This window comes from Methylocystis sp. H4A, from assembly GCF_015709545.1.
GTDB classification, from domain to species: domain Bacteria; phylum Pseudomonadota; class Alphaproteobacteria; order Rhizobiales; family Beijerinckiaceae; genus Methylocystis; species Methylocystis silviterrae.
Map to the genome: position 1 here is coordinate 119,244 of NZ_JADNQY010000027.1, position 25,490 is coordinate 144,733.

Annotated in this window: 29 protein-coding genes; 9 read left to right on the forward strand and 20 right to left on the reverse strand. The window is 62.5% G+C overall.

Annotated features, from left to right (window positions below; genetic code table 11):
• Positions 1 to 40: 40 nt before the first annotated feature.
• Entirely contained in the window at positions 41 to 1,105 is a 1,065-nt protein-coding gene (locus IYW40_RS15180; protein WP_196401160.1) for an A/G-specific adenine glycosylase, read from the forward strand.
• 22 nt (positions 1,106 to 1,127) lie between these two features.
• A complete protein-coding gene (locus IYW40_RS15185) occupies positions 1,128 to 1,394 on the forward strand; it encodes an Imm74 family immunity protein (protein ID WP_018406673.1) in 267 nt (88 codons plus the stop codon).
• 19 nt (positions 1,395 to 1,413) lie between these two features.
• On the opposite strand, the gene glpK is transcribed toward IYW40_RS15185, so the two are convergent.
• Positions 1,414 to 2,910, reverse strand: a complete 1,497-nt coding sequence (gene glpK / locus IYW40_RS15190; protein ID WP_196401161.1) for a glycerol kinase GlpK — start codon at positions 2,908 to 2,910, stop codon at positions 1,414 to 1,416.
• A gap of 96 nt (positions 2,911 to 3,006) precedes the next feature.
• Between glpK and IYW40_RS15195 the strand changes: the two genes are divergently transcribed.
• The 3 genes from IYW40_RS15195 to bfr all read left to right on the forward strand — a co-directional run bounded on the left by IYW40_RS15195 (position 3,007) and on the right by bfr (position 4,384).
• Positions 3,007 to 3,354, forward strand: a complete 348-nt coding sequence (locus tag IYW40_RS15195; RefSeq protein ID WP_196401162.1) for a hypothetical protein — start codon at positions 3,007 to 3,009, stop codon at positions 3,352 to 3,354.
• 286 nt (positions 3,355 to 3,640) lie between these two features.
• The gene (locus IYW40_RS15200) at positions 3,641 to 3,877 is read left to right on the forward strand and encodes a (2Fe-2S)-binding protein (RefSeq protein WP_014891379.1); all 237 of its coding nucleotides are present in this window, start codon (positions 3,641 to 3,643) and stop codon (positions 3,875 to 3,877) included.
• Positions 3,878 to 3,904: 27 nt separating this feature from the next.
• Complete coding sequence (bfr, locus tag IYW40_RS15205) at positions 3,905 to 4,384, forward strand: bacterioferritin (RefSeq protein WP_123174254.1); 480 nt, start codon at positions 3,905 to 3,907, stop codon at positions 4,382 to 4,384.
• Between the two features lie 57 nt (positions 4,385 to 4,441).
• On the opposite strand, the gene IYW40_RS15210 is transcribed toward bfr, so the two are convergent.
• Positions 4,442 to 5,059 (reverse strand): XRE family transcriptional regulator, encoded by a 618-nt coding sequence (locus tag IYW40_RS15210; RefSeq protein WP_196401419.1) that lies wholly within the window; start codon positions 5,057 to 5,059, stop codon positions 4,442 to 4,444.
• Positions 5,060 to 5,320: 261 nt separating this feature from the next.
• On the opposite strand from IYW40_RS15210, the gene IYW40_RS15215 reads away from it, so the two are divergent.
• From IYW40_RS15215 to moeB, 3 genes are all read left to right on the forward strand, one after another.
• Complete coding sequence (locus tag IYW40_RS15215) at positions 5,321 to 6,154, forward strand: UDP-2,3-diacylglucosamine diphosphatase (protein WP_196401420.1); 834 nt, start codon at positions 5,321 to 5,323, stop codon at positions 6,152 to 6,154.
• Positions 6,154 to 7,254, forward strand: coding sequence for a glycosyltransferase family 1 protein (locus IYW40_RS15220; protein ID WP_281432886.1), 1,101 nt, complete (start codon positions 6,154 to 6,156; stop codon positions 7,252 to 7,254). The genes IYW40_RS15215 and IYW40_RS15220 overlap by 1 nt, the downstream gene beginning before the upstream one ends.
• Positions 7,255 to 7,357: 103 nt before the next feature.
• Positions 7,358 to 8,140, forward strand: coding sequence for a molybdopterin-synthase adenylyltransferase MoeB (gene moeB / locus IYW40_RS15225; RefSeq protein ID WP_196401163.1), 783 nt, complete (start codon positions 7,358 to 7,360; stop codon positions 8,138 to 8,140).
• A 66-nt stretch (positions 8,141 to 8,206) separates the two neighbouring features.
• On the opposite strand, the gene IYW40_RS15230 is transcribed toward moeB, so the two are convergent.
• From IYW40_RS15230 to IYW40_RS15245, 4 genes are all read right to left on the reverse strand, one after another.
• Positions 8,207 to 8,560, reverse strand: a complete 354-nt coding sequence (locus tag IYW40_RS15230) for a RidA family protein (RefSeq protein ID WP_196401164.1) — start codon at positions 8,558 to 8,560, stop codon at positions 8,207 to 8,209.
• Positions 8,561 to 9,701: 1,141 nt separating this feature from the next.
• Complete coding sequence (locus IYW40_RS15235) at positions 9,702 to 10,448, reverse strand: HNH endonuclease signature motif containing protein (protein WP_196401165.1); 747 nt, start codon at positions 10,446 to 10,448, stop codon at positions 9,702 to 9,704.
• Positions 10,449 to 10,531: 83 nt separating this feature from the next.
• Positions 10,532 to 12,046, reverse strand: a complete 1,515-nt coding sequence (locus IYW40_RS15240) for an AAA family ATPase (RefSeq protein WP_196401166.1) — start codon at positions 12,044 to 12,046, stop codon at positions 10,532 to 10,534.
• A 156-nt stretch (positions 12,047 to 12,202) separates the two neighbouring features.
• Positions 12,203 to 13,015, reverse strand: coding sequence for a DNA adenine methylase (locus tag IYW40_RS15245; protein WP_196401167.1), 813 nt, complete (start codon positions 13,013 to 13,015; stop codon positions 12,203 to 12,205).
• A 181-nt stretch (positions 13,016 to 13,196) separates the two neighbouring features.
• Between IYW40_RS15245 and IYW40_RS21420 the strand changes: the two genes are divergently transcribed.
• Entirely contained in the window at positions 13,197 to 13,859 is a 663-nt protein-coding gene (locus IYW40_RS21420) for a hypothetical protein (protein WP_210327313.1), read from the forward strand.
• 53 nt (positions 13,860 to 13,912) lie between these two features.
• Here IYW40_RS21420 and IYW40_RS15250 read toward each other — a convergent pair whose 3' ends face one another.
• The 14 genes from IYW40_RS15250 to IYW40_RS15315 all read right to left on the reverse strand — a co-directional run bounded on the left by IYW40_RS15250 (position 13,913) and on the right by IYW40_RS15315 (position 25,485).
• Positions 13,913 to 14,929, reverse strand: a complete 1,017-nt coding sequence (locus tag IYW40_RS15250) for a contractile injection system protein, VgrG/Pvc8 family (RefSeq protein WP_196401168.1) — start codon at positions 14,927 to 14,929, stop codon at positions 13,913 to 13,915.
• A gap of 9 nt (positions 14,930 to 14,938) precedes the next feature.
• On the reverse strand, positions 14,939 to 15,145 hold the full coding sequence (locus tag IYW40_RS15255; protein ID WP_210327314.1) for a tail protein X: 207 nt from the start codon (positions 15,143 to 15,145) through the stop codon (positions 14,939 to 14,941).
• Positions 15,142 to 15,555, reverse strand: coding sequence for a phage tail protein (locus IYW40_RS15260; RefSeq protein ID WP_154451528.1), 414 nt, complete (start codon positions 15,553 to 15,555; stop codon positions 15,142 to 15,144). The genes IYW40_RS15255 and IYW40_RS15260 overlap by 4 nt, the downstream gene beginning before the upstream one ends.
• A 2-nt stretch (positions 15,556 to 15,557) precedes the next feature.
• Entirely contained in the window at positions 15,558 to 17,753 is a 2,196-nt protein-coding gene (locus IYW40_RS15265) for a phage tail tape measure protein (protein ID WP_196401169.1), read from the reverse strand.
• 61 nt (positions 17,754 to 17,814) lie between these two features.
• Positions 17,815 to 17,958, reverse strand: a complete 144-nt coding sequence (locus tag IYW40_RS15270; protein ID WP_154451532.1) for a hypothetical protein — start codon at positions 17,956 to 17,958, stop codon at positions 17,815 to 17,817.
• Positions 17,959 to 18,002: 44 nt separating this feature from the next.
• The gene (locus tag IYW40_RS15275; protein ID WP_196401170.1) at positions 18,003 to 18,446 is read right to left on the reverse strand and encodes a phage tail assembly protein; all 444 of its coding nucleotides are present in this window, start codon (positions 18,444 to 18,446) and stop codon (positions 18,003 to 18,005) included.
• On the reverse strand, positions 18,443 to 18,973 hold the full coding sequence (locus tag IYW40_RS15280; protein WP_196401171.1) for a phage major tail tube protein: 531 nt from the start codon (positions 18,971 to 18,973) through the stop codon (positions 18,443 to 18,445). The genes IYW40_RS15275 and IYW40_RS15280 overlap by 4 nt, the downstream gene beginning before the upstream one ends.
• 23 nt (positions 18,974 to 18,996) lie before the next feature.
• Positions 18,997 to 20,271, reverse strand: coding sequence for a hypothetical protein (locus IYW40_RS15285; RefSeq protein WP_196401172.1), 1,275 nt, complete (start codon positions 20,269 to 20,271; stop codon positions 18,997 to 18,999).
• Positions 20,272 to 20,383: 112 nt separating this feature from the next.
• Positions 20,384 to 22,078, reverse strand: a complete 1,695-nt coding sequence (locus IYW40_RS15290) for a hypothetical protein (RefSeq protein WP_196401173.1) — start codon at positions 22,076 to 22,078, stop codon at positions 20,384 to 20,386.
• A gap of 1 nt (position 22,079) precedes the next feature.
• On the reverse strand, positions 22,080 to 22,562 hold the full coding sequence (locus IYW40_RS15295) for a hypothetical protein (protein ID WP_196401174.1): 483 nt from the start codon (positions 22,560 to 22,562) through the stop codon (positions 22,080 to 22,082).
• Positions 22,559 to 23,563: a hypothetical protein gene (locus IYW40_RS15300; RefSeq protein ID WP_196401175.1), complete on the reverse strand. Its 1,005-nt coding sequence runs from the start codon at positions 23,561 to 23,563 to the stop codon at positions 22,559 to 22,561. Before IYW40_RS15300 ends, IYW40_RS15295 begins: the two co-directional genes overlap by 4 nt.
• Positions 23,560 to 23,991 (reverse strand): DUF4376 domain-containing protein, encoded by a 432-nt coding sequence (locus IYW40_RS15305; RefSeq protein ID WP_210327315.1) that lies wholly within the window; start codon positions 23,989 to 23,991, stop codon positions 23,560 to 23,562. Before IYW40_RS15305 ends, IYW40_RS15300 begins: the two co-directional genes overlap by 4 nt.
• 68 nt (positions 23,992 to 24,059) lie before the next feature.
• Positions 24,060 to 25,292 carry a hypothetical protein gene (locus IYW40_RS15310; protein WP_196401177.1) on the reverse strand — a complete coding sequence of 411 codons (1,233 nt, stop codon included), beginning with the start codon at positions 25,290 to 25,292 and terminating at the stop codon, positions 24,060 to 24,062.
• Positions 25,270 to 25,485 (reverse strand): hypothetical protein, encoded by a 216-nt coding sequence (locus IYW40_RS15315; RefSeq protein WP_196401178.1) that lies wholly within the window; start codon positions 25,483 to 25,485, stop codon positions 25,270 to 25,272. The genes IYW40_RS15310 and IYW40_RS15315 overlap by 23 nt, the downstream gene beginning before the upstream one ends.
• Between the last annotated feature and the right edge of the window lie 5 nt (positions 25,486 to 25,490).

Here is a 25,490-nt window from a genome sequence, read left to right on the forward strand (position 1 = left end):
CCTTGCCGGGGCGAGGCTTCGCCCTCTATCAATCGCTCTCATGATAAAGCCTCGCGCGAGATCGACCAAACCGGGCGCGGCGCTGCTCGCCTGGTACGACGCCCATCGGCGCGAACTGCCCTGGCGCGCGCGGGCCGGCGAAGCGCCGGACCCCTATCGGATCTGGCTTTCCGAAATCATGTTGCAGCAGACGACCGTCGCGACGGTGAAGGAGCGTTATGCGGCCTTCCTGACGCGCTGGCCGGCGATCGATGATCTGGCGCGCGCGCCGCTCGACGACGTTCTCGCGCAATGGGCGGGGCTCGGCTACTACGCCCGGGCGCGCAACCTGCACGCCTGCGCCCGTGCGGTGGTTGACGGGCATCAGGGGCGCTTTCCGCGCGACGAAGCGGCGCTGCGCCGGCTTCCCGGCGTCGGTCCCTATACGGCGGCGGCGATCGCCGCCATCGCTTTCGATCTGCCCTGCGTCGCCGTCGACGGCAATGTCGAGCGCGTGATGGCGCGTCTTCACGCGATCGAGACGCCGCCGCGCAAGGTTGCGCCGCTCGTTCGCGAAAAGGCCGCAGCGCTCATGAGCCCCTCGCGCCCCGGCGATTCCGTCCAGGCGCTGATGGAGCTCGGCGCGCTTGTTTGCGCGCCGCGAACGCCGGACTGTCCCGCCTGTCCGCTGTCGCCCGATTGCGCCGCGCGGCGTCTTGGCGCGCAGAGCGACTACCCAGCGCGGGAGGCCAAGGGGCCAAAGCCGAAGCGCCGCGGCGCGATCTTTATCCTGCGGCGCGGCGACGAGGCGTTGCTCCTGCGCCGGCCGCCGCGCGGGCTTTTTGGCGGCATGAACGCCTTTCCGTCGACGCCTTTGACGCAGGATATCGCCGCCGCCGAATTCTCGCGTTTCGCGCCCGCGCCAGCGCGGTGGCGCGCGCTCGAAGAGCCGGTGACGCATATCTTTACGCATTTCGCGCTAGAGGCGACGGTGTTCGTCGCGCATACGCGCGGCAAAGCGGCGCCCTCGGATTGCCGCTGGGCGGCGCGCGCCAATCTGGGTAAAGAAGGATTGCCCACCCTCATGCGCAAGGCCGCCGCTCGCGCCGGACTTATCGACGCATGAGACTGCGAGGCTGGAGGGAGCGATGGCGCGACGCGCAGGCGGCTATCAGGTCGAAGTGACGGAGGGCGCGATTCGCGTGCGCCGCGCCGGGAAAACGCTCACCATTCCCGCCGCGCCGCCGGACGGCGAATCGGAAGAGGACGCCGATTTCATCGTGCGTCTCGACGACCTCGAACATTGGGATGCGCCAGACGATGAGACGCCGATCGGCATCGAGGAGCTGCAGAAAATCCTCGACGCGGTCGAAAAGCAGCTCGAAAAGCACGGTTTGAGCGCGGATTTCGAATAGCGCGCCGTTCTCAAACTTGTCAGACCGCCCAGCCGAGCGAACGCTCGACGGCCTTTTCCCAGGATGCGATCAGGCGCGCCCGCTCCTGCGGCGTCATATGGGGCGTAAAGCGATGTGATGCTCGCGTCTGCGCGGCGATGTCATCCAGGCTTTTGTAGACTCCGACAGCAAGTCCCGCCGCATAGGCGGCGCCGACCGCCGTCAACTCCAGCTGGCTGGGGCGGACGACCGGCGCGTCGATGAGGTCGGCCTGAAACTGCATCAACAAATCGCTCCCCGCCATGCCGCCGTCGACCTTGAGCGCGCTGATCTCGACGCCCGCGTCGGCGATCATCGCCGCCAGCACTTCCCGGGTCTGAAACGCCGCGGCTTCGAGCGCCGCGCGGGCGATATGGCCCTTGTTGGAGAATCGCGTCAGCCCGGCGATGATCCCGCGGGCGTCGCCCCGCCATCGTGGCGCAAAAAGCCCAGAGAACGCCGGCACGAAATAGACGTCGCCATTGTCGGGAACGCTTCTCGCCAGCGCCTCGATCTCGCGGCTCTCTTTGATGATCCCGAGATTGTCGCGTAGCCACTGCACCAGAGCGCCGGCGATCGCGATCGAGCCTTCCAGCGCGTAACAGGGTTTGGCGTCTCCAAGCTGATAGGCGAGCGTCGTCAGCAGGCCCTTGGTCGAGATGCGCGGCGTCTCGCCGACGTTCATCAGCAGAAAACAGCCGGTGCCATAAGTGTTCTTGGCGTCGCCAACATTGACGCAGGCTTGCCCGAGCAGCGCGGCGTGCTGGTCGCCGAGCGCGCCGGCGAGCGGAACGCCGACGAGCGCGCCGACGCATTCCCCATAGACCTCGCTCGACGAGCATATTTTTGGCAGGCAGGCCGCGGGAATGTCGAAGATCCGCAGCAGTTCTTGATCCCATTGCAGGGTTTCGAGATTCATCAGCTGCGTGCGCGAGGCGTTGGTCGCGTCGATGAGATGACGGCCGCCGCTGGGGCCGCCGGTCAGATTCCAAATGATCCAGGAATCGATCGTGCCGAAAAGCGCCGCGCCCTGCGCCGCCCTTTCGCGCGCGCCGGGGATTTCGTCGAGAAGCCAGGCGAGCTTGAGCGCGGAAAAATAGGTCGCGAGCGGCAGTCCCGTCGTTGTGCGGACCAGATCTCCCAAACCTTGCGCCGCGATCCGGTCGGCGGCGGCTTGCGTGCGCGTATCCATCCAGACGATCGCGTGATGAAGCGGCGCGCCGGTCGCCGCATCCCACAAGACCGTCGTCTCGCGCTGATTGGTGACGCCGACGGCCGAGAGGTCGCTGGCCGAGACCTTGGCCTCGGCCAGCGCCGCCGCGATCACGGCCTGCGCATTGCGCCAAATCTCGGCGGCGTCATGTTCGACCCAGCCGGGGCGGGGATAGATCTGCCGGTGCTCGCGCTGCGCCTTGGCGACGATCCCACCGTGACTGTGCATGACGATGAAGCGAGTGCTCGTCGTGCCCTGATCGAGCGCGCCCAGGAGTTTGGACATTCATAACCCTCTGATGAACGGAAGTTTCAGCCTGGGTTCAGAGCGTTCGCCGCAACTTGAAAACGGTTCCACCATTTCTCAAAAGGAGGATGCTCCATGAGATCGGCAGCCGTCAAAACCCTATCGGCGCCAATCAAGCTGGCCCTCGCCGCACTTCTTTTCGTTCTCGCTTCGAGCCCATTCGCGCCAGAGGCTTCCGCGCTGCCGGGGATTGATCGCGGCCCTGCGGCTCAGCTGGCTCAGGGCGTCGAGAAGGCGCGCTGGCTGTGCGGACCTTACCGGTGCTGGTGGCGGCCCGGCTACGGCTGGGGTGGCGGCTACGGCTGGGGTGGTCCCCGCTGGGGTGGCGGCCCGGGCTGGCGGCGCCCAGGCTGGGGCGGACCTGGCTGGGGCGGACCTGGCGACGGTTGGGGTGGCGGAGGCTGGGGACACCGTCACTGGTAAGAAAGGATTAACCAAAACAACATGAGCCGCGGACGTCGTTCGCGGCTCATTTTTGACACTTGCCGGGCGACCAATTCGTCCGAAATGTATTTGATAAACCGGCATGGTCCTTGCCAATCAAAGTTCATCGGCGCGGGTCTGTCCGAAAAGCGACACGCGAGAGTTGGCAAACGAGAGGAGGTGTTGTAACCTACTGATACGAAAGGTAGTTTGCAATCTTTCCAAAGAAGGAAATTTGCAACCTTTCCAGAAAGTAGTTTGCAACCTTTCCAAACTGGGCTAAGTAATGATCGTCTGTTCGTGCAACGTCCTATCGGACCGCGATGTGCGCGATACGCTTGGGCCACGCGGTGACCGGCCTTCGGTTTCAGCTGTGTTCCGGCATATGGGCTGCGAGGCGAAATGCGGGCGCTGCGTGCGCAGCATTGTCGCCATCGTCGACCAGCACGCCGCGAGAGGATTGGATGAGTGCTCGGGGAGCGGCGATTGTGAAGGCTGTCGCGCCGACGAATTGGCGGCGTAAGTCTATTTTCATGGAAAGGATGCGGACATGCGCGGTGACGCGAAGGTCATCGATTATCTCAATCGCGGATTGCGCGCAGAATTGACCGCGGTCAATCAATACTGGCTGCATTTCCGCATTTTCCACAATTGGGGTTTCCTCGAGCTCGCCAAGAAATGGCGCGAAGAGTCGATTGAGGAAATGCATCACGCGGATCATTTCGCCGAGCGTATCCTCTTCCTCGAAGGCTTCCCGAATATGCAGGTGCTCGATCCGCTGCGCATCGGCCAATCCGTCGAGGAGATCATCAAGGCGGACCTCGAGACCGAGCTCGGCGCCCGCGACCTGTATCTCGAAGCTGCGGCCTATTGTCTCTCGATCAACGATCGCGTTTCCGAGCAGCTTTTCGAAGGCGTGGTGAAGAGCGAGGAAAAGCACATCGACTTCCTCGAGACGCAGCTTGAGTTGATCAAGCAGCTCGGCGTCCAGCTTTACTCGCAAAAGCACGTCGGCGAATTGCACTCCTGACGCACGGAGCGCGTCATCGGCCGCCGCAAACGCTCCCGGGCGCCATGCGGCGGCGAGTCATTCCATCGCCGCCGCCTTTAGAATGCACACCATCGTCGCCTGCGCCGGCGTTTTGCCGAGGTTGCGGATAATGTGCGGCCGGTCGCAGCGATAGCGCAGGGTTTCGCCTGCTTTCACGCTCGATTTCGTTCCGGCGACCTCGACCTCAAGCTCGCCGTCGCGCACAGACAGGCTCTCGACCGAGCCGCGCTGATGCGCCTCGGATTCCAGTACGCCGCCCGGCGCGGCGGCGAATTCATAGCACTGAAGCCACTCGACCGTCTTGATCCAGCCGATGATCTCGAGCCGGCATTTGCCGTCGTCGGACACCAGGATGGGCGTATCGGCCTTGCTGGTTTTCTCGAGGAAGGGTCCGTCTTCCGTCGTCTGCAAAACCCGCTCGATCGAGACATCGAGCGCCTGCGCGAGACGCCAGATGGTGGCGAGCGTCGGATTGGTTTCATTGCGTTCGATCTGGCTGATGATCGATTTGGCGACTCCAGACTGCTGAGAGAGTTCGGAAAGCGACAAATTATAGGCCTTGCGCAGGCGCTGCACGGTCGCGCCGAGCTGCCCAGAAAGCGCCAGCGCGCCCGCCTCCAGCATTTTTTGCTTGTCCTGACCTTCGACGCCCATCATCCCCAGCGCTTCAGCCGCGCCCATTCGTTTCAGAATCGACCGGCAAGATAGCCGACTGCGTTCGAAATATCGAACAGCGAACCCTTCCCGCCTCTCCCCGACCTTGCGTTTGCTCGAGCCCGAGACGGCCATGTCATCTGGCTGTGATGCGAATCTGGTCAATCAGGCCAAGCGGCGAAGGCGAGAGGCGAACAGCTCATGCTCGACAGAAACGCCAGGGTGAAGGTCTCCCAAGCGGTGCGCTCCAACACAGCGCAGATGTCGGATCCGGCAAGTGAACATGCAGTCAAGCGCTATCGGACGCTGTTTTTGTCCGATCTGCATCTGGGCGCGCGCGGCGCCCAGGCTGAACTGCTGGTCGATTTCCTCAAACATAATGACGCCGACACGTTCTATCTTGTCGGCGACATCGTCGACGGCTGGCGTCTGAAGAACGGCTGGTATTGGCCGCAGGCGCATAATGACGTCGTCCAGAAGCTCCTACGCAAGGCGAGAAAAGGCGCGCGCGTCATCTATGTGCCGGGCAATCACGACGAATTCGCGCGCGATTACACGGGGCTCAATTTCGGCGGCGTCGAAGTCGTCGACGACGCGCTGCATGAGACCGCCGACGGCAAGACCATGCTCGTCATTCACGGCGACCAGTTCGACATTGTCGTGCGCAACGCCCGCTGGCTCGCCTTCTTTGGCGACTGGGCCTATGATTTTGCGATTGTCCTCAACACTTGGTTCAACCGTGCGCGCCGGATGTTCGGCGTCGGCTATTGGTCGCTTTCGGCCTGGGCGAAGCTGAAGGTCAAGAACGCCGTCAATTTCATCGGCGATTTCGAAAACGCTTTGGCCTCCGAGGCCGCGCGGCGCAATGTCGACGGCGTGATCTGCGGCCATATCCATCACGCCACGATCAAGACCATCGCCGGCAAGCTTTATGTCAATACCGGGGACTTCGTCGAAAGCTGCACCGCGATCGCCGAACATCAGGACGGCGCATTCGAGATTTTGCGCTGGCATAATACCGCGGCTGAACGCGAGGCGGCGGAGGCCGCAGAAAGCGCCAAGGCCTTGCAAAACGAGAGAGCTGTGGCGGCCTGATGAGAATATTGGTGGCGACGGACGCCTGGCGTCCGCAGGTGAATGGCGTCGTCCGATCGCTTGAAACCATGGCGCAGTCAGCCCGCGCGCTGGGCGCCGAAATCGACTTTCTGACCCCGCGCGACTTCAACTCGCTGCCGATGCCGACCTATCCCGAAATCGCGCTGGCGCTCGCCTCGCCGCGCGCCGTTCGGCGGCGGCTCGAGGATGGCTATGATCACGTCCATATCGCGACGGAAGGCCCCATCGGCCTTGTGACCCGCGCCGTCCTCTTGCGGGCGCGCCGCTCGTTCACCACGAGCTTTCACACGCGCTTCCCCGAATATATTCAGGCGCGCTTCGGACTGCCCGTCGGGCTTTCCTATGCGGCTTTGCGCCGCTTTCATAACGCCGGCGCCGGCGTGATGGTGTCGACGCCGAGCCTCTCCCGCGAATTGTCGGAGCGCGGATTTCGCCGGATTTTGCGCTGGTCGCGCGGGGTGGACCACGCGCTGTTTACGCCTGACGCAGCGGCGCCGCTCCCCTTTGAGCGGCCGATTTTTCTTTATGCGGGGCGACTCGCCGTCGAGAAAAACATCGAGGCCTTCCTGGCGCTCGATCTGCCGGGCACGAAGCTCGTCGCCGGCGACGGCCCGGCGCGCGCCGGGCTCGAAGCGCGATTTCCGCAGGCCCGGTTCCTTGGCCTGAAATCGAGCGCCGAACTTGCGGCGCTTTACGCCTCGTCGGACGTTTTCGTCTTTCCGAGCCGCACCGACACATTCGGCATTGTGCTGCTCGAAGCCATGGCCTGCGGCCTGCCGGTCGCGGCCTATCCGGTCATGGGCCCGCTCGATGTCGTCGGCGCGAGCGGCGCTGGCGCGCTGGACGAAGATTTGCGGTCGGCGGCGCTCGCCGCGCTCGACATCAGCCGAGAGGCGGCGCGGGCGCATGCGCTGACCTTCACCTGGGAGAATTGCGCACGGCAGTTCCTCGACAATATCGCTTACGCCCGCGGCGCGGCCGCGCTCGGCGGCGTCGGTATAGAGGCGCTGCGCGCGACAAGCCAAGAATCGGCGGACGAGCGCCGCTCCGCCAAAAAGCGCCAGCCTGTCCAGCCATAAACGTCGTGTCGTCGCCCCGCGCGCGGTCGCCATGGCTGGAGACCGGCGGGCGAAGCCGCTATGGTCGGCCCCGCCGCAATCCTAGCGTGCGCCGGAGCGCCTTTTGAATCTTTCGCCTGAAGAGATCGAACGCTACGCAAGACATCTCGTGCTGCGCGACATCGGCGGGCCGGGCCAGGGCAAGCTCAAACATGCGCGGGTTCTCGTCGTCGGCGCCGGCGGGCTCGGCGCGCCGCTCTTGCAATATCTAGCCGCGGCCGGCGTCGGCGCGCTCGGCGTCGTCGACGACGACGCCGTTTCGCTGTCCAATCTCCAGCGTCAGGTGATCCACGCCACGCAGGACATCGGCCGTTCCAAGGTCGAAAGCGCGCGGGACGCCATCGCGCGCCTCAATCCGCATGTCCTCGTCGAGCCGCATGCGCTGCGACTCAATGAGACGAACGCCCGCGCGCTGATCGGGCGCTATGATGTCGTGGCCGACGGTTCGGACAATTTCGCCACGCGCTACCTCGTCTCGGACGCCTGCTATTACGAAAGAAAGCCGCTCGTGACCGCAGCGCTCGGCGGCTTCGACGCGTCGCTGACGACGCTGCGGCCCTTCGAACGCGGCCCCGACGGCGGCCCTAACCCGACCTATCGCTGTCTCTTTCCGACGCCGCCGCAGGCGGGGGAAATCCCGACCTGCGAAGAAGCCGGCGTTCTCGGCGCGCTTGCCGGAATCGTCGGCGCGATGATGGCGCTCGAAGTCGTTCGCGAGATCGTCGGCTTCGGCGAGGGGCTGGTCGGCCGTCTGCTGCTCATCGATACGCGCGGCATGCGGTTCGAGACCGTCCGCTACGCCTTTGACCCGGAAAATCCGCTCAGCGGCGCCGGCGCGCGTTTATGAATGCGCGCCATCTGTTAAGGGCGCATTTTCAACGCCGAACCGGCGTCCACTTCGTCGGAAAATGCCCTAAAGCGCCGCGATGACGGCGATCTCGACCTTGTAGGCCGGCGCGACCAGCTTCGCTTCGACGGTGGCGCGCGCGGGCGGATTGGCTTTGTCGACCCATTCGTCCCAGACGCCGTTCATCTCCGCGAAGGTCGCAATGTCGGCAAGGTAAATCGTCGCCGACAGGATATTCGCCTTGGCGCTGCCGGCTTCGGCGAGAAGCGCGTCGATCTGCGCGAGGATTTCGCGAGTCTGATCGGTGACCGATCCGCCCTTGGTCTTGTCGGCCACCTGGCCGGCCGTATAGACGGCGTTGCCGCGAACGACGGCCTGGCTCATACGCGGCCCCGCGCCGATCCTTTTGATGCTGCTCATTTCGACTCCATGCGTGCCGCGCCGGTCGGGACGAACCCTCGGAAAACCGGGCGGCGGCAGCGGTATGTATACTAGGAAGCGGATGCGGGTCGAGTTTGGCGAAGCACAAGCCAGTGCAGCGAATTAGTCGCGCTGCGAGCGTCTGGCCACCGAAAGCTCCCGACGCAAGGGCCGCGCTTGGCCGCCTGTTTGGCGTAGATGATCAGCGCCGCCTCCCGCGTCCTGCTTTAGGGGCGTGCTCGACGCGAGCATATGCGGTTGTTCAGTCAGTTGCGCTATTCCGACTGAGTGGCCGTTGCGGTCACGCAAAGGCAGCCTGCCGCCAGGCGCCAAGCCTTGGTCCAACAAATCCGCGGCGACGGCGAATAGAATGTTGGCGAGCTCCTGGCTGCGCGAGATAGAATCCCCGCCAAGCGCCGGAGCGCTACATTCGATTGTGAGCTGGAAATGCATAATGCAAGCCTCCTAATAATTCAGATAACGCATTGCGCTCGGCGACAAGGGCGAGCAACTTCAATTACCTCTTCGAAAGGCCTCACAAGCGATTGTCAACTATATCACGCGGCCGAACACTTTAAAGTCCATTGATTGTGCAAGATCTCTGGGCTGGGTCCGGCGGACACCCTGTTCTACGTCGATCCGCCCCTAGACCGAGGGCTACTGCCGCGCGGCCTTCCCTCGCGCCGATCAGGAGGCTTTGGCGGCTCTTTTAAGGGGCATTAAAGGGCGCTTCGTGCTGACCATTAATGACAGCAAAGAGACTTGCGCCATCTATCGCGGCAGGGGCTGTCGGATAGAGAGGGCCCAGCTGACCCGCACGGCCGCCGGCGTATCGGGCGCGAAGCGCGCGGTCGAGATTATCGTAGGAGCCGGTCGCAAGGCCGCGCCACAGAAGTGCGGCAATCTGAACTGTCGCGAGAGGCCATTCGTTTTGTCGCGCTACAGATCTCTTGTAGCGCGACAAAACGAATGGCCTCTCGTGACAGATCAAATGGCCGCGCCCTTAAAGCGAGGTTGAGACCCTCCCTAGCCATGAGGATTAGGCTCCCCAGCTAGCAGCGAATGATGGCTCCTGGGCTCAGATCTGACGTCGACGGGGGTATCCGCCGCTGCAGCAAGCGCTGCCAGTGCTCAGCCGCGCTTATGGCTTAGGCGTTAACAACCATCTCAGCGTCGGCGCTTCTTTGGAGGCAATCGCGCGGTAGAGCGCTGGGCGCCAGCCATTCGCAGGCTCGCCGATGGATGCGGTCTCAATCTGCCTCTTTAGTGTTCGCGCGATTACAGCCTCGGGTTTTCCGGTGACGGATGCCTTGAAGGACGCAAGAAAACTATGCGCCCTACGAGAGTAACGCGTGCCGAGGTTAAGTCGATTATAGTGCCGCTGTGCCAACGCCCGCTCACCGTCGGGCAGTCGACCGCCATCATCGATAAGGTAGCGAACTAGCAGATTATCGCCTTTAAAGGTCAACTCTGCCTCAAGTACGCATGAGTTGTTTGTCGGCTCAAAGCTCGGGTTCAGAAATAATCTATGACCGTCGACCTTGGTCTTGACTGCGCCCGACTTTTTTCGATTGCAGGGGGTACAGATCGGCACCAGATTGCGGCCGTATAGTGCGAATTCTGGAAAGCGCTTTTTCGGGAGGAAATGATCTAAATCCGGATTGGTGTCCAGCGAACAATATGGGCAAAGGTCAGCGTCTTCAGGCGGCAGAGAGGCCACCATGTCCGCGAGCAGTCGCTTGATGGCGACCGTTCGGTTGTCATAGCCGTCAATTAAGGCGTCGCATGTTGCTTTGGCGATGTTGATCGGCCGAAGATTATGGACGTCCGGAGCCGCGGCATCAAAGTCGGCGCAAGCCGCAGCAACCGCACTCTGAACTGGCTGCATTGCGGTGCGTCGGGCGGGGGTAGACTCAGAGACGAGGGTAGCGAAAGACGGCACCTTCGTCGTTTCGTAGGGACCGATACGCCTCAAAGCTCGTCCGTCTCGTCGCCAAAACGCTCCTCTAGCGCATAAAGGTGCGCCTGAGCGGGAATGCCCAGCGGATAGGGAAACAGCTCCTGAACAGCCTGGACGCTGCCATGCTTTTCGAAAAGTTCGCTCAGCACGTGAGTGAAATCGCGCTCTGGATCCGCGAGGCCCAAGACCCGGCGAGACAACTCTCCGAGGTCTTCGCCAAAGCTCTCAAAATCCAACTCCTTGACCTTGGCGACATCCATGTTGTTCCGCGTAAATACCCGAACCGAACGGCTCGGGATCTGCTGAAGCAGAATTGGAGAGTGGCTCGCGATAATGGCGTAGGAGTCGAACTCACAGAGCGTTTCGTTCAGGGCGGCGATGACGCTGGTGAGAAGGCCAGGGTGCAGATTGGTCTCCGGCTCATCGATCAGAAGGAGCGAACCCTCCTCAATAAAGCCGATGATGTTGCTGAAGATTGCGACTACCAAGCGTTGACCGGCGCTGAGCGCGAGCAGCGCGGCGTCGCGCGTGTCCTCGTCTTCCGACGTCAACGCTTCGGCGCGCGCGGGGTCCAGTAGAGTCGACAGCACTTGTTGTAGTACGTCAGTGCGTTCGCTCTCAACGACGGGTTCCAGCGCCTCCCCGAGCATCCGTCCGATCTCGTCGGCGTTGATTGTACCATCAGGCCCGCGAAGACCGCAGTATTTGTAGGATCCTCGGGACCTATAGGCGATACCCAATGATGGTGGAGTGCGCGTGGGTTCTCGCGGCAAGGGGAACTCATCGAATGCATTGTATGAGATAGTGATCACGCGACTAAGCTCGGGAGGAGGTGTGATTTTCGAGGTTGGCACGCTCTTGCGACTTTTGTCTGTGAAGACCTGCGGCGGGAACACCGTGGTAGCCAAACTCGACAATAGCTGTGTCTTGCCTGTTCCATTGCGTCCGATCAACAATATGGTGCGATTGGGCAGACCGCCGTGGCAGGAGAAATCAAAATTAACCACGTGTGGCCCTGCGGCACCTCGTAGCGTCATCTCAAACTCAAAGACCGGCGGCTCCACCTCGTCGTAACTCGCTCCGACGTAGAAGCCGCCCCGCTTCAGGGCATGGCGAGATGACGCCTCTCGCATGAAAGACTTATCCCAAAGGTTCCGATCGGTGATGCGCGCCCTCCGCTCGGGCTTGACCACTATGTCACGCATTGCTGAGAGGTAGGTCGTTTTGAGTTTATGAGGCAGATTGCTAATGCGGCGGTAGTAGGCGATGGACTCGCCCAATGAGGCGCTCTTAGGCGGCAGCGCTTTGAGCAAGGCCGGAATTTGCTGAGCACGGAACTCGTTTCCATTCGTGGAGATCCGAACAGCGCCAAGGTCGATCTCCTCCTCCTCAGACCGGTGGAGTTTAGCGAGGAACCGGCACTTCCAGCCGAAGTCGTTCCAATTGTCCTGATAGAGGCTGATAAAGGGGTACTTTAGCCCCTTTAGCGAAGGAATTGACTTTCCATGGTAAATCAGAAGCTGCATTGCCTGCCTGTAACGTCACCCTCGGGCGGCCTAACAATAATCGTCTTCCGCGCCTAGCCGGATCACCTTGGGGCATCGTAGAGCGTCCAGCCATCGGGGCAAACCTCGCGTCTCCCGCCGAGAAGCGAGGAGCTCGTTTCACGCCAGCGCCTCCAGTCACAACCGCCTCACGATGATCTCGGCGGCGCGCTTCGCGCCCGAGCCGCCCGCGGCCGTATAGGTCAGCTCCGCCCTTTCGATTTGGCCGCCGGTCTCGCGATAGATGGCTCGCGTCTCCTTGCTGTCGTTCATCGTCAGCACGAAGCGCCCTTTAATGCCCCTTAAAAGCGCCGCCAAGGCCTCGTGATCGGCCCGAGGGAAGGCGGCCCGGTAGTAGCCCTCGGTCCCGTAGTAGGGCGGGTCGATATAGAACAGGGTCTCTGGCCGGTCCCAACGGGCGATAAAGTCGCGCCAGTCGGCGCACTCGATCCAGACGCCGCCCAGTCGCTCGTGCACGGCCTCCAGCGCACTGCCCAGCCTGTTCAGATCGAAGCGCGCGGGGCCGTGGGTGTCGATCCCGAAGCTCTTGCCCCTTACTTTGCCCCCGAAAGTGAGCTTTTGCAGATAGAGGAAGCGCGCCGCCCGCTCCAGATCGGTGAGCAGCTCTGGAGGTTGTGCGGCTAGGCGCTCGAACTCTGCGCGGCTCGCGACCTGCCATTTGAGCGTGTCCATGAACTGCTGGTAGTGGCGCTGGAGGATGCGAAAGAAATTCGCGACGTCCTGGTCGGCGTCATTGATCGCCTCGGCGCGCGCCGCCCGCCGGCGGCGCAGGAAGACGCCGCCCATGCCGACAAAGGGCTCGGCGTAGACCCTGTGCGGCGTCGCTTCGATAAGCGCGCAGAGACGCTTCGCCAGCTGCTTCTTGCCGCCGATCCAGCCGGCGGCCGGCGAGACGGGCGCAACGTCGCGCCATTCGCTTAGATCGTCCATTCTTCGTTAATCCCGAGTCCGCATCCTCCCCGTGTCGTCGACGACGGCGGCGGGGAGCGTTATCGGTTGGTTGCGCTGCGCGGGACTTGCTTGCCGGCTGACCCGCGTCCGGGGCGACCCGGCCCCGCTACAAATCCTGCTAAACAGAATTTATTCGTGCGCTCTCGACAGGGCTTCGCATATGCCTGCTCCTCCAGATTGGCTGCTCCAGATTTTTCAACCGGTCGCTGCTCAGATTGCTCGGTGGACCAAAGGGATATTCGAACCAGCAACGTTGATCGCTGTATTGGCGTGCATTGCGAACTGGATCACTTACGTCGCCAATGAGACAGCCTCGAAGCGAACCTTGCGTGCGTATCTGGTGCCGAACGACATTGTTCTTCAATGTCCCGATTGCACGAACAGCGGATATGTCGCTCCCGTGCCCGGCCAGGGGTTCGTAGAGCTTAAGAACCTTCTTAAAATTGGAGCAAAGATCACTGGGCAAACTCCCGCCTACGGGGTTCGCGCCCAAATTCACTGGAGGGTTATACCATCGAACGTGGTCTACCCTCGCGACGTGGACTACGGTTTTCTCTTGAGCAGCGGCCGAGCCATAGAGTCTAGGATCGCAGTCGCTCCAGGAGAGCCGGCGGTCTTTACCAAGGCCGTAGACGTTTCCCTCTTTTCCGCGGCCAAAGCGGGAGAAAAACGTCTGATCGTTTATGGCACGTTCAACTACGAGGATGTGTTCGGAGACGAGTGGGAATCTCAGTATTGCTGGGTCTATCAACCCGTCAAAATCGACGGAAGCGACAGATTCACTAGTTGCCCAGAGCACAATTCCGAGCGCCCAGCTAAGTAGGAGCTGCGGAGACCTTCGGCGATTATTCGAGTCAAATTTTCGGTCCGACGCCCTCACCCTTTCTTCCCCTTCTCGTCGTCGCCCGCCTTCACATGCACCGTGGTGTAGAAGCCGCCGGTCGCCTCCCAGACCTTTTCGACGGTCTCGGCCTTCCAGCGGCCGTCGATCGGCTTGCCGAAGCCCGAAACATTGACCGGCGCCTCGGCATGGGCGTGCGGCAGGCCGGGCCCTTCGAAGTGCCCCGAGCCCGTGTCGTTTCCCATTTCATAGGCTTCCGACTTGGCCGCCTTCTTCGCCTCGTCCTCGCTCCGGAACGGGTGCGGCATGGCGTGCAGCGGTCCCTTACGGCCGGTCTTGTGCTTCGCGACCTTCCGCTTGCCCGCCTTTTCGTCGTGCCAGCTGGCGGCGACATCGCCCACCTCCGGGCGCGGCTCGATCTCGATCTCATAGGCGAAGCCTTTGCGCCGTTTGATCTCGATTGGCGTGAGGTTCTTGCCAGAGGCGCTCTTGCCGGCGCCGCGCTTCACCGCGATCAGCTTGCCGCCCGCGGGCTTGCAGATTGCGCCCACTTCCTCCGAAAGCTCGGTTGCAAAATCGATATGCGACTGGTTCCAGCGCAGCCGATAGGGCACTTTGATCTTGGCGACCTCGGAGTCGACCTCGGCTTCGAGCCCCGCCTGCTTGGCGACGTCCTCGATGATATCGCCATAGGTCTTGTCGTCGTAATGTTTCGAGGCGTGGGCTTTCAGCTTGTCGACATAGTCGGCCGCCCGCAGCACAATTGTGATCCGGTCTCCGTCCTCCGGATCGCCACTGCAGACGATTTTCTGCACGGTGAACTCGCCCTGCATTACGGGGCCTTCGTCCTCCCAGCCGCCGAGGATCGTGAATTTCTCGCCACGGCCTGGGAGACCGAATTTCGACGGCGGGCCGACGCAGATGATTTCGGCTTCGTCGCTTTCGTCGCCGGCCTGCTCCGTCACCTTGCAGGACAGCCAAAGACCCGAGAGACCGGGAAGAATATTCCGTCCCGAGCCGTTGTTGATGATGAGGATCGGCTTGCGCCACATGGGGAGAGATCAGTCCCAGGGATTGACGGTGGGGACGGTCGGCTTCTCCGGCGTCGGCGGGATTTCGACGAAGCGCGGCGCGACGACGAAAGGGCCTTCCCTGGCGAGGCCGGGATTGGCGTCGAGCAGCGCCTCCATGGCGCCGTCCCGCTCCGTTCCCATCTGCTCCTTGGCGAGGATGTCGAGCCGCACGGGCTCGATGATCAGGCGTTTCAAAACCCGCCTCCCGCATGCTCGCCGATGAAGAGCAATTCGATGGTGAACTCCCAGCGCCAGCCGACGCCGCCGGGCGCGATGCGGCGTTCCTCGCGCGAAACAGTCTGGACCGCGACGAGCCCCTGATAGCCGCCGACCATCCCGCTCATCCGGATGTAGGGAACCGGCTCGCGCGCCTTGCAGTGGCGTTTCAGCGACTGGAAATTGTCGAGACCGCCGAAAATATGCGGCCGACAGGCAAGATGGAGGGTCTCGATATGGTCGCCGCCCGACGTCGGCTGGTAATAGGGATCGCTGTCGAAGACGGGGTGACGCGCCCAGTTGGCTTCCATGATCTCGCCGAAACCGAGCGGCGTAATGCCGATCACGTCGACGATCGCAGAGCCGATGAGGGCGATGGGTTGCGACATGCTCAGCCTATGTCATGCAGGGCGTTGTCGCGGGAGCTGCGGATGCGGCGATCGAGCGCCGTCAGCTGGCGGCGCATGGCGCCAGCGTCCTTGACGCCGTGGAAATGCGCGGTTCCGATCTGAATGGGGCCGCCGTGCCCGAGGCGCGACTGCTTTCCTGGCGTCGCTGGCGTGCTTCCGCCGCCGCCTGTCGAACCGCCGCCGCCTCGAGGCGCACCTGTCAATGTGGGATTGACGCGCGTTCCTGAGGTCGGCGCGCCAAAGTTCTGTAGCGCGCGCATGGCGCTGGCCGTCTCCTGCGCTTTTTGCTTGAGCGCTTCCATCTGTGCGATAGCGCCCGCGCCGTCGACGTTCGGTCTCACTGTCACATTCAGCTTTTGCAGCGCGTCATAGAGATCGTTGACCTTGGCGACGCTCTCAGCCGCCGCCCGATTGATTTGCTGCGCGTCGATATGAGGCGTCGCGCCCTCGATTTGTGAGATCATCGGCGCGGGCGCCTTGACCGGCCGATCGAGGCGAAGTCGCCGCTCATAGGCCGCAAGCGACTCGCCAGTGCCGGTTCTGGCGCGCTCCTGCGCCTCGATTCTCGCGCGCAGATCCGGATCGTTGACCACGCGCCTCGCTTCCGCTGCCGACAACGTTTCCTTGCCTGCCTTGGAGAGTATCCTGTCGGCTTCCGCGGCGCGCTCCCAGCGCTCCGCCGCCGCCTGCCACTTCTCGGAAGCGTCGCCGATGGGCTTCAGCGACCAACGCATCAGCCCGTCGCCGATTTCGGAAACCAACGCTTTTAAGCGATTAAGGCGGTTAGCGGTCGTGTCGAGATCAATCTTGAGATTCTGGTCGAGCGAGCCCTTCCATGAGCCGCTGGCAAGCATCTCAAGGTTCTTGCGGATTTCGGGCAGCGCCTGGCCGCTACGCGCCGCCTCGTCCCACCATTCCTGCCCGAAGATTTTCACCGCCGCCGACGCTTTTTCGGAACTCTTTTCCAAACGTTCCAGCACGTCGAGGATCGTCTTCGTCGCGTCCGTCTTCATGCCCTGCTCGACCTGTTTCAGGGTCAAGCCGAGCATCTTGTAACCTTCCGCGGCCTGTTTCGCGCCGCGGCCGCCTGACGCCGCCGTGCGCATCTTGGAGGAGAAGGCGTTCCAAAAGCGCGCGGCAACCTCCTCCTGCATGCCGATCGAATTGAGCGCCGTCGTCACCGCAAGCGACGTGTCGAGCGGAACACTGGCCGCTTTCGCTGCGCCGGCCGCGCGCTGGAACATCTCCACGATGTCCTTCTCTGCGGAGGCAGAGGAGTCGCCGAGCGCGTTCACTTTGTCCGCAAATTCTTCAAGCTGCGGAATGGTCCACTGCGTCTGCGCTTTTATTTTCGCGAGACGCTCCGACGCCTCTTTCGGCGCGACGTCCCAGCCCGTCGCCGCCTTGGCGGCGAGCCGCATGAATGAGCCCAAGTCCTTGTAGGCAATTCCAGCCTGCCCAGCCATGGCGGTCAGCGCCGCCGTATCGGTGCGCGCCATGCCCATTTCGCGCGACACCCTGTTGATCGCTCGCTCGACATCGAGCCAACTCTCGCCTTGATCGAGCGTGACCTTCTTTTTCACATCGGCCATCGCCTTTTCGAAGTCGATCGCCTGTTTGGTTCCATAGGCCATCGCCGCGCCGACCGTTGCGACGGTTCCGCCGACGGCCGCGCCAACAGCCACGGCCCCGCCCGCGCCGACGAGATAGCCGGCTCCAGGAGAGACGTGCGAGGCGGCTTCGGCGGCCCCCTCCTTGAAGGCTTCCCTGCGCCTTGCAGTGGCGCCGCCGATCGCCCCAGCAGCGAACATGCCGCTCGCGCCCAACCCGATCTTGCGCGCGCGCACTTTCTTCTCGGCCGCGCCCAGCGCGTTGGTCGATTTCGTCAGCCGGTCGACCGCGCTGCGCGCATGATCGACGCCCCTCGCGCCGCCGCCGATCGCGCGCAACCCGGTCGCGGTCTTGCCGGCGGACTTGGCGCTCTTGTCGAGCGCGCCGCCGAGCTTCACGCTCGCATGCCAAGCCTTGTTGAGATCGCCGCCGAAGCGGCCTGTCGCGCGCCCGGAGAGCCTCGATGCGCTCTTGCTGAAGTCGGCGAGACTCTTCGCCGCCGCCTTCAGCTTTCCTTCGCCGTCGGTGAGGAATTTCAGCCTTACGGCGACGTCGAGATCGGCCATGATTTTAGCTCCTGCGTCGCTCGCTCTGCGCCGCCGCAACTTCGCGCCGCCGGTTCCCGCCTCACATCAATTTCGTCATCAGCTCGTTGAGCAGCCTGATCTGCGCGCCGGCGCCGTCCTCATCTTCGATCTGCTGTCCCTCGAAGACGTTGCGGATCACTTCGTCGAGCGGCATGCGCAGCACGCGGCTCCAGGGCTCGTTCATGAAGCGGCACGCTAGGAGGCCGATGCGCCGCAGATCGGACCAGTCTACGGAGAGGCGCGATCCTCCTCGGTCAGGGGCAAGAAAGGGAGGCAGGCCTTTGTGACGCGATCGGCGTCGGTAGCCTCCATGCCGCGGATCACGGGCGCCGACAGTGCCGTCATTGCCGCAAACAGGTCGATTGACGTGACCTCGCGGCCCGCTTTCTGCGCCTCTTCGTTGACGCGCATCGCTTCTGCGAAGGTGAGCCGGCGGATCGAGACGGTGCGCAGCCATTCTCCCTTCCAGCGGAAGGGATGCTTCAGCGGAACCTCCTCAATCATGCCCGCCGGATCTTCGAATTCAAGGATGGCGACTTCCGCCTGCGGCTGCGAGGGGCCGGCCGGGGCACTCGCTTCCCTCACCTCGCCCTCGGCGCCATCGGGAGGGAGCGGCACTTGCGCAAAATCGGCTTTCACGGCGCTTTCAACGCCACTTTTGGCCTCGTTCACAGCGCTGTCCCTCCATTGATCGCGAGATTGGCCGCCATCTCGGCGAAGAGCGCGGCGCCGCCGATGACGGTCGCGCCCGGCCCCATGAATTGATCGAAGCGATGCACCACGACGGCGTCGACGATGTCCTCGTAATAGACGATGGTCGAGAATCCATATTCGGTCATCGACGATTTGACGCCCTTGCGGACATCCGCCTTCACCGAGTTCAAGAGGCCTTTCATGGTGATGATGCGGCCCTTGTTGGCGCCGGTGCGGAAGGAGCGCAGATTTTCGTAATAGGTCGCCGTCACGTAATCGCCCGGCTGCTTGCCGCAGAGCGAACGGACGCGCGGATCGTCGCTCTTGAGTTTGATCGTCGCCTTCAAGGGCTGCATGTCTTCCGGCCAGTCCACTCCCATCATGTGGCCGCCCGGCGTGAAATCCTCGGTCGAAAAGGTGAGCTCGGGCAAGGTCACTTCGTCGAGCACACGCCAAGCGTTGAGCTGGCCGAAAAACCAGTTGCCGCCGCGAACGATATTTTCCATCTCTCACGTCCTTTCGCGCGCGGTCAGAGCGTTCCCGACACGTTGTATTGCGCCATCGCCGCTTGGATTTCAGAGGCGAGAATGTCGAAGCTCTGCTCGCGTCGGCCGGTGTAGAGCTGCAGATCGACAAGCGCCGGGCTCTCTTCCCAATAAGCGTTGAAGATGAGGCCGCCGACGCGCATCACCGCATTGGAGTTCTGATCGCGATCCCAGATCACGTCGAAGCCGGGCAGGATCGCCGGCTCGGGCAGTGTCGCCAGTTCGCCGAGGAAATCCATCACCGACTGGCGCAGCGTGACGACGAGATTGGTCCCGACATTCTGGCCGAGGTAGCGCACGAGCGTGCGCGGAATGACTTCACGGACCGCTTTGCGCGTGCGAACGACATTGATCAGCCGCCACAGCTGATCATTCGACGTGTTGAAGAAGCCCCAGAACATCTTGCCCTGCGGCGAATTCACGCTGCGCGAGGTGCGGTTCTTCTCTAACTGCACGATCGAATTGACGCCGCGCTGCGCCAGCCAATTATGCTCGCTGTCCGGGTCGGTGTAATTGCACTCGACGGCGCGCGACGGCCCGAGAATGCCGAGCGGCCGATTGCCGGGGTTGTAGTAGGGACCGCCCATCTGCTTATCGGTCTTCGCCATCAGCGCGGCGATATAGGGGGCGCTCGCGCGGGTGACCGGCACGCCGCCCTCGGAGACGCGCGCGCCCTGGCCGCAGCAGATGACGTTGAGCGTATCGGCCCAGTCCGCCGCCCATTCGACGGCGACGGTCTTGTTGGCCGAGGGCGTGTCGGCGATCGCGACCGGCGTGATTAGGCGCTCGCAGATGGCGTCGAAGGCTGCGACGATCGGATTGGCGGCGTCGCCCGGCCGCAGATGCGCGAAGTCGGGCGCGATGAGAAGATCGGGAACGACGCCGGTCTCGGCCTGCGCCGCCATCATCGCCCAGGCGCCGGTCTTGGCGACCGAGTCGCCGACCATCTTCGTCATCTTCTGATCGTCGGTGTCGCCGACGAGAATATCGGGCACGCAGGCGACGATCGAAGCGACGATGCCGGAGTAATTGCAAGCCTCGATGGCCTGCTTCAGCGTGCCGGTGCCGGCCGCGGTGACCATCTCGGTGTCGCTCGTCGTGAAATGCACCGGCGTGTCGACGGGAAATTTCGAGCGGTCGATGCCCGTGCCCGGCGTGAAGACGCCGCCGATCGTCGACATGTCGGCGATGAGAAAAGGAGCCTTGTCGCCCCGGTCGAGGAACGTCCTCACGCCGATATTGGGGGTGGTCGCAGGCATTCAAAACCTCGCTTGCAAAACCTCGCTTGACGCCCGATCAAACGCGCCGCACCCTACGAGGGCTCGCCGTCGCTCTTGGCCACGAAATTTTTCATGAGAGGAAGGACGACGCCTAGTCGCCCTGGACGGTGATCATCTCGGCGTCTTGCCAAATGATCCGGTCTCGCCAGATTTGCGGGCGCGCCCAGACGTAAGTCTGCGAGCATTTTTGGTAGCTCTCGCGGATGGCGACGAACATCGCCGGCCAGACCGTGCTGGCGTTGATCGCGTCCTTGTTGAAGCCGCTAAAAAACTGCGTCGTCTCCGGCGTGTAGCCGAGCGTCGTGAAGGCGGTGTCCCAGGTCGTCGCGTGACGGGCCCAGTCCCGACCGATGACCCAATCGTAATCCTCGATCTGGAGCACGTCGTATTCCGGCGCCTCCCAATAGGAGATTGGCAAATTGACGATCTCGAGCATCGGGTGCGAAAACACCTGCGGCGTGTAGACCAGGATCGCCGTTTTGACGGCTGGATGCGCGGTCTTCACGGCGTCGCGGATGTAATTGGTCGATTGCCCGAGCTTGTCGCCCAGCCAATTGACGAAAGCCGTCTGCTCTGGCGAGCTGAAATCCGCCGTCACGCTCGTAAGATAAGGCATCGGAGCATAGAGCCCCGTATCGGCGTTATAGGCGAGCAGCGTGGCGTAGTCGTAAAAGCATGGTCCGCCGCCGCCTTCGACATAGGAGTTATCCCACCACCACGGCTCGCCGATCTGGAAATAGGCCTCGCCGCCGAGCGCGATGATGCGTCCGACCAGATAGTTCGCGACGCCTGCCAAATAGTCGAGTGCATCGGTTCTGCACGGCGAGATAAACCGGCTTGGCGGGTCCCAGCCGGACTCCCCTGGGGCGCCGGCATGATCGCGCTGATACCAGTCGGTTGGCATCAAATAATGGATGATCTCATAGGAGACCGAGACCACAATCTTCTCGAAACCTTTGGCGACCAAGTTGACGACGAGATCATCCCACCAGGCGCGGGCCGCCGAATGGATGACCGGCTTGCCTATATCGACGATGAAGCGCTCTTCGCTCTCCGACCAGGCGACCGCGTGATGGTGCGAGAGCCCAATATAGACGTTATACCAGCCGCGATAGCCGAGATCATGAGCGGCATCGACGATGCGTTTTGGCGCGAGATGATAGGAGTCGTCATAGCCGTCGGTCATGCCGAGCCTATGCGGCGCGACCCCAGCGCGCCATTTGAAGAGATCAGGACCTTCGACGCCGATGTTGGTCATGGAGAAATACGCGACGACCTCGCCGCTTGAGAGCGGCGTGAGCACCGGCGGATCGGCCGGGAGTTCGAAATCCTCTGGGATGAGCGAGAGAAACATCCGCTTGACGCTTGTCCAGTCGACAGGCTCCGTCCCTTCCCAGCCGCCGCCGACCTGCGAGAACTCCAATTTGATATGTCCGGACATGCCGTCGTCGGCCATGTCCGTCGCATAGGCCGCCGGCCGCACATAGCTCACCGATCCGTCGAGGTGCTCGACCGTGAAGGTTGGCGGGCGTTCTGAGAGCATGGAAGCGACGCCAGCCATCTCGAAATCGAACTCGAGAGCGGCGCCGCTGAAATCGTGGGCGCTCTCATAGCGGCACAGCGGATGCGAGATCGTGTCGTCGCATTCCCAGATGAGTCCGACGAGGTCATTGGTCGAGCGAAAGATCAGAGCGACCGTTAGCGCGTCCTGCGCGGGCGTCGTCAGCGTCGTCGACGCCTCGATGTTGGAATTAACAGTCCAATATTCTGGCTGAAAGCGACGCATGTCAGACGCGGGTTCCGGCGAGCGCGCCGAATAGGCCTAAGATCACGTCGAGGCTCGCCTGTGTGACGAGCTGCAGAATGTCTCCTGGCGCGAACTGCAGACTCTCGCCGTCGCTGGTCGAGATCGTCGCGCTTGTTTGACCGGCCGCGAACTCGATTGCGCCAACCTCGTCGCCGTTTTTGAGGATGCGGAGCATGTAAGCCTCGTGCGGGGCGACGAGGCAGCGAAACTGCGATCCCGCGAAATTTGCAGGGAACGCCACGTCGACGACGAAGACTTCGCCAAGCACCAGCGCATTCGGCGAGGGAATGCCAGGGTAGGTCAGCCGGATCAAATGCGGATCCGGTGCATTATAGGCCTTCAGCGAGTCGAGGATGTCGAAGAGCGTCTTGCGCAGGACCGGCGAGGGATCGATCGACGCGCCATGCGCCTGAAGATGCGCGTCGATGTCCGCCTTTATTTGCGCGATCGATTTCGCCGTCATTTCTTCCGGCCGAAAATGTGGATTTTGCCCGTCGCCAGATTGCCGTTGTCGACAAAGAACTTCATGCCGGTGACGGGGTCCGTCGTCGTGTTTCTCGACGCGGATACGTCGACAACGGCGCTTTGCCCGCTGTCGGAATAATCGCCAAAGCCCGTCTGTCCAACGATACGCTTCACATTCGCCGTTTCGGCAGGATTGAAGAAGCGAAGAAAGCCGCTTAGCCCTGCGCCCCCACTGTTTTTCAACCGCGGACTCGTAGCGCCGGAGAGGTCGATATACGTTGTCTGATGCGAGGCGACAGAGCCGGCAGAATTCGTCAAGCGCGCCAAGCTGGAATAGCCGTCGATCATCCAGAAGCCGCCGATCTGCAGCTCCAACTTCAAGTTGGCGCCATCGGCCGCCGGAACGAGATTTTCGAGGACAATCTCATACTCGTCGAAGTCGGAAGTGAAATGGGTCGCATCCGTTAGCTCAGCGACGTCCGCTGCGGTCAATGTCGCAAGATGGATCCATGGTCCCGCGGGCAGAACGGCGGCGGCGCCTGGCAGTCCGCGCTCGACCATGCTGAGAACGGTCGCGGCGTCGTTGCCGGAAACGTCAATTATCGGCTCCCATGAGGCGAGATCCTCATAAGCCGGCGCCGGTCCTGGCAACCCGACCTGCGAAACGCCGCGCCTGAAGTTGAAGACGAACTGTCCGAGATTTTTGGGAAGGCCGTCCTCGACATAAACGAGATCGGCGAAATAGCTGTCGGTCAGATCGGCGATGAGTTGCTGCGGCGCAAGCAGGGCGAGAACCGCCTTCCTGGCCGGCGCGTTATAGGCGATGACGCGTAGATTGCCCGTCTCGCTCGAAAACGCGAACGCCGGCGCGCCTGTCGCGATCGTCCTGCGCCGCAGCTCCATCTTCCATTCGCCAGTTGGCGGCATGGCGTAGCCAGGCATGCGCACCACGCAGCTTCGGGAAATCGCTTCATTGTTGGAGAGGTAGATGCGTCTCATGCCCACGACGGCCAGCCCCCTTCGATATCGATCGTCGCGAGCGCCTGTTCGTCTGGCGCCGCCTGGATCTCTTCGGCGAGCGCCGCCTCGCGATCGAAGCACCCCTGCACATGTGTTCGGACGGCCTGTGCGATCGCGATGATCTGATCGCGATCGAGCGTCACGAAGCCGCGGTCGGCGATCTTCCACTGGATTGAATAGCTGGCGTCGAGCGTCGCCGCGAGACATGCGCCAACGAGTTTCGCCTGAGATCTGTCATCCGTCGCGACAGGCGAACCGTTGACGCTGACCCCGCCTGTCTCGGCGCGCCAGCGACGATCGGCGAGCGCCTTCAGCGCTGCGTCGATGAGCTCGGCCAGCGTGTGCGCGGGCGCCGGCGTGTTGCCGAGCGCGACCCAAGCCTGATATTCGGACCAATCATTCGTCATCTCGGGTCCGATGATCAAGCCGTCAGATTCTCGAATGACTGATATTGATCCAGGGCGAGATTTATAGGTCACTTTTTGATCCCGTAAATGAGCGCTGAGCCGCTAGTTATGTTTCCGCTGTTCATGAAAAGCTGGATGCCGTCGACCGCTCCATTCCCATCCCAGAAGCTGCCAACTTGGCAAACTCCGGACCCAACGGTTGAGCCTGCGGCGAACGAAAGCATGGATTCAATTTTCTTCGGGTTGGCCGTCTGATTGATCTTATGCAAGCGGATCAATCCAGAAACGCCGCCTCGCGTATTGGCGATATTTGCGATCGTTAATCCCGCGCTCGTGCCATTGTTCGTGGCTACAGCGGACCCAGATGCGTTGGAATAGGACACGGTCCCTCCCGCATAATAAGCGCTGCCCTTGTATGTGCCGCCTGAGTGAACTTGCAATTCGAGGCTCACAGCGTTCGTCGCCGGCAAAATATCGTCGATGATTATCTCATAGTCGTCATAGTCAGAGGTGAAGTGTGACGAGTCGGACAGAGCTGCGGAATTTGACGCAGTGAGCGTTGCCAAAAGGATGCGCGCGCCGGCCGGTAGATCGGCTGCATTCACCGCGCTCTGCGTCGCAAGCGACCCCAAACCGAGATTTGCGCGCCCCTGCGTCTTCTCGCCCGCGCTAAGCGACTGCGCTGCATCGAAGCGCAGGCGCGCGGCGAGCGCCATCGTCATCGTCGCGGCGAAATTGGCGTCGTCGCCGAGCGCGGCGGCCAGCTCGTTCAGCGTATTGAGCGCGCCAGGCGCGCCGCCGAGAAGGTCCGCGATCTCCCCGTGAACGAAAGCCGTGTTGGCGACCTGCTGCGTATTCGCGCCCGGCGCGGCGGTCGGCGCCGTCGCAACGCCGCTGAACTCAGGCGAGTCGAGCGGCGCTTTGAGCGCAACGGCCGCAATGAGATCGGTGAGGCCGGAGGCGGACGCCTTGGACGCCATCTCAGCGTCCGACGTAAAGCGCATCGATGGCGTGACGGAGATCAACGTCGCCGGAATGGACGTCGCAAGCAGAATGTCGAGAAGCGTCTCAATCTGCTGGGCATGGGCCTGCGCCTGGGCGGCGGTCGGCGCGATTTCGTTCTGGACCGCCGCGATCGCCTGACCGACGCCAAGACTGATTAGGTTCTGGAACGAGGCTTCGAGCTCTTCCCGCGCACGGAGCCGCTCGCCAATCGACGTCATCGCAGCGTCCCATGACGCCTTGTTCAGCGTCATGTTGGCCGGAGCGGCATAGTCGTTATTTGGGCTGGGCAGAGACAATGGCGTCTTCTCCCTCGCGCGCTACGATGTCGATGAGCGCCGCGCCCGTCATCTGATGGACGCCCATCGGCTTGATCGTGGCGCGGCCGACCTTCACGGCGCGCGACAGGCGCACGTCGTAAATCCTCTCGGGCTCATAGATGCTCGCGCTCTCGGGCGAGGCTGCGTCCGTGCTTTGCGCTTGTTTTGCCATGGGCG